A 3,038-nucleotide genomic window follows, 5' to 3' on the forward strand; every position below is an offset into this window, starting at 1 on the left:
TCGTTCCTGATTACGCTTGCCCGTCGCTTGGGTTGCCGTACTCTCCCAGATTGCATTCGGGATCTAGCCAATCAAGTCCATCAGGTTTTTCGCTGGCTAACTTGAAACCACCCTGGCTCATCTTGTCTGAGAAGGGGTTTGAGGAGCAGCGGAACAGTAACGTACGTTAAGCATCGTTTGTCTTCTGTACCAATTAAACCCTTCTGGCAATAGAAGGCTGAAACCCTTGATATACCGTTCTCATTTCTTGTACCAATTAGCCCTTACTTCGACTGGTACAAACTATTGCAGTAAATGGGGCAAACGGGGAATTCGGACAAAATCGTACGCTAAGCCTGAAATCTTCTCTCAGAGAGCTTTCCAAGCTACCGCATGATCGATAAACTAGCTCTTTAAGTCGTTTTAAGCGGTTTCTTACAAGAATAAAACCATACGGGTTTCTAGCTGATTGACTAATATTGCCCACCCCGCCCTAAATGTAAAAGTAGAATTGAAACCTTTGCTGGTTAGTCTTTTCAGCGCCTTTCTCCCTTCCCACTTACTGCCTTGCTATGCGTTCTTGATCGTGCGAAAACTTAGCCCATATTGCTTTAAATGCACCATGATTCTGGCAAGGGTTATCGCACTAGAAATGATGCTGATTTGATGACTATAAGCCCAACCAAGAGATCGTGCGGAAAGTAGACTTTTTGCACTCTCAAAGGCTCTGTAGCCCAAACAGTGTTCCAGATCCCTATCTACACAAGCTTTCGATAGCCTGTGCGGCTAACTTTACGTTTTGGGCGGGATGGGCAATATTAGCCTGATTAGGACACCGGACAAGTGAATGATAAAATCCTGTAAGTCATATAGGAAAAGACTTTTAGGCTTAGCGTACGATTTTGTCCGAATTCCCCGTTTGCCCCTAATACGGGGCAACCTTTAGCACTGCCATCGACCGATACCACAAGTTCACCCATCGGCAACGATACGCGCCTGATTGCTGTGGATGTACCGAGTTCCCCGGCTGCTCAGTTGTCAAAGTGGGACGAGGATGAGCAACTGTTAGCCTCACCCGCCCGCCATGAATGGATGCAAGATTTACTGTCTTATCCATCGGTTCTAATTTGGGGTGCGCCTGGGGCGGGGAAGTCAACCTTTGCAGAATGGCTGATGAGCGAACGGGTTAAAGCTGGACATAAGCTTGAGATCTTAGATCCGCATCGTGAGTTTGGGCAGTGGGACGGCTTAGACACGTTTGGCGATGGCATGAACTTCAACGCGATCGACGACAGGCTTAAAGCCTTTGCTGATTTAGTCGAGAGCCGATATTTGGGACGGTCAAAAAAGGCAGATTTCAACCCCCGCCCGCTAACCGTTCTGGCAGAAGAATTTACCCAATGGGCTAAGAAGTGTGAGCATTCAGCCTCATTTTTTGAGATGTCAGTGAGTGATATTCGCAAGATAAATTGTCATGTGGTTTATGGGGTCGAGCCGAGATACGTGTAAAATGGTGCCACGGATCTTGAAAACGATTGCTGTGCATATATTGTAGACATCAACTCTTCTAGTGACTACAATTCTGGTTCACTGCCGGACGCGCAGAAGTTCAATCCAATGAGACAGGGGTGCAACTGTTGCTGAGCCAAGCGAAATTGTAATTTTATAGATTGTGGTTGGCAGCGATCTGTCTCAGGGGATTTGGGCGTTACAGCGTACTACAGAATCGACAATCAGTCCGAGCTTAGTTCAGCCCACTTCTGAGATAAAGCATCTCAGGATGGGACAGTCAAACTCACAACAACCTATGGGGAGTCGCGTCTACAGAAAACGATAAACTGAGTTTGCTCTTAAATGTTATTTCTCCTCTGTCTGCATGACTGCGATTGAACGCACTGCCTATCCCCGCTTCAAGCAACAACCCACTGCTAAAGAACTCGCAGGACTCTATACTCCAACGTCCAGTGAGATGGCATTTGCCCAATCCCAAACGGTCAGCAAGATGGGGCAGTTGCGAATTCTGGTTTTACTCAAGTCACTCCAACGTTTGGGCTACTTTCCCCATCCCGACTTTGTTCCGACCCCAGTGATTCAACATTTGCGTTCTCATCTGAAACTCCCATCGAACATCTCAGCCATTTCACCGCTTCGCACTCGTCGTCGATATCAGCAAGCCATTCGGACTTATCTGAACATCAAACCCTATGATGACGTAGCGCAGCAGCTCGTCGCCGATGCCATTGCAAAAGCTGCCGAAGTCATGGATTATCCCGCTGATTTAATCAATGTGTCCATTGAAGAATTAGTCAAACAGCGCTATGAACTGCCTGCTTTTAGCACACTAGATCGCTTAGCTGGCAACATTCGTTCGGTTGCCAACACCCGTTTATTTGAGAGAATTTCCGAGCATCTATCGACCTCTGAGCGCACTTATCTGGATCAACTGCTCCTACCTACAACTTCGCAAGCCCAAGCAACCCTCAATTTACTCAAAGCTCCTGCAAAAAGTGCCACCTTGTCACATATGCAGCAGTTGCAGATTAAATTCGACCAGTTGATGTCATTTGGAGATGCTAAGCGCCTATTAGTCGGCATTGCGCCCAGTAAAGTCAAATCTTTTGCAGCACAAGCCAAAGTTCTAGATGTAACCGAGTTGGGAGAAACCCTCTAAGCGCCGGACTCTGCTGATATGCTTGCTCTATCAAGCACAAGTCAAAACTCGCGATCATTTGGTAGAAATGTTTCTCAAACGGATGCGAACGTTGCACAATCGAGCCAAAGCCCGGTTGGTCGAACTGCGAGAACGCCACCGTGCTCAAACAGAAGCGCTCCTGAAAGTTTTCGCTGACGTTCTGATGATTTCCAATGCGCCCCAAGATCATGCCAGTTTAGGAGAACAAATTCAGGCAGTCCTCAGCCTCAATGGTGGAGCAGGATTGCTGTTAGAGGGTGTTTTAAAAGTCAGGTGAAGCGTAAAAAAGCTCTCCGGTAATACGCTGTAAATACAACAACTACAGCACCGAGAGAGCAACATGAGTAAATCCTATCCCAGCAATCTG

3 protein-coding genes are annotated in these 3,038 nt (G+C 47.1%); all 3 read left to right on the forward strand.

Annotated elements, in window-relative coordinates; all coding sequences use genetic code 11:
• Positions 1-984 precede the first annotated feature (984 nt).
• The 3 genes from BRW63_RS26765 to BRW63_RS26775 all read left to right on the forward strand — a co-directional run bounded on the left by BRW63_RS26765 (position 985) and on the right by BRW63_RS26775 (position 2,948).
• Positions 985-1,488 carry a helicase HerA domain-containing protein gene (locus tag BRW63_RS26765; protein WP_106254244.1) on the forward strand — a complete coding sequence of 168 codons (504 nt, stop codon included), beginning with the start codon at positions 985-987 and terminating at the stop codon, positions 1,486-1,488.
• Between the two features lie 367 nt (positions 1,489-1,855).
• On the forward strand, positions 1,856-2,650 hold the full coding sequence (locus BRW63_RS26770) for a DUF4158 domain-containing protein (RefSeq protein ID WP_073075349.1): 795 nt from the start codon (positions 1,856-1,858) through the stop codon (positions 2,648-2,650).
• Between the two features lie 22 nt (positions 2,651-2,672).
• On the forward strand, positions 2,673-2,948 hold the full coding sequence (locus BRW63_RS26775; RefSeq protein ID WP_073075350.1) for a hypothetical protein: 276 nt from the start codon (positions 2,673-2,675) through the stop codon (positions 2,946-2,948).
• Positions 2,949-3,038 lie beyond the last annotated feature (90 nt).

The organism is Phormidesmis priestleyi ULC007 (genome assembly GCF_001895925.1).
In the GTDB taxonomy this organism is placed as follows: Bacteria; Cyanobacteriota; Cyanobacteriia; order Leptolyngbyales; family Leptolyngbyaceae; genus Phormidesmis_A; species Phormidesmis_A priestleyi_A.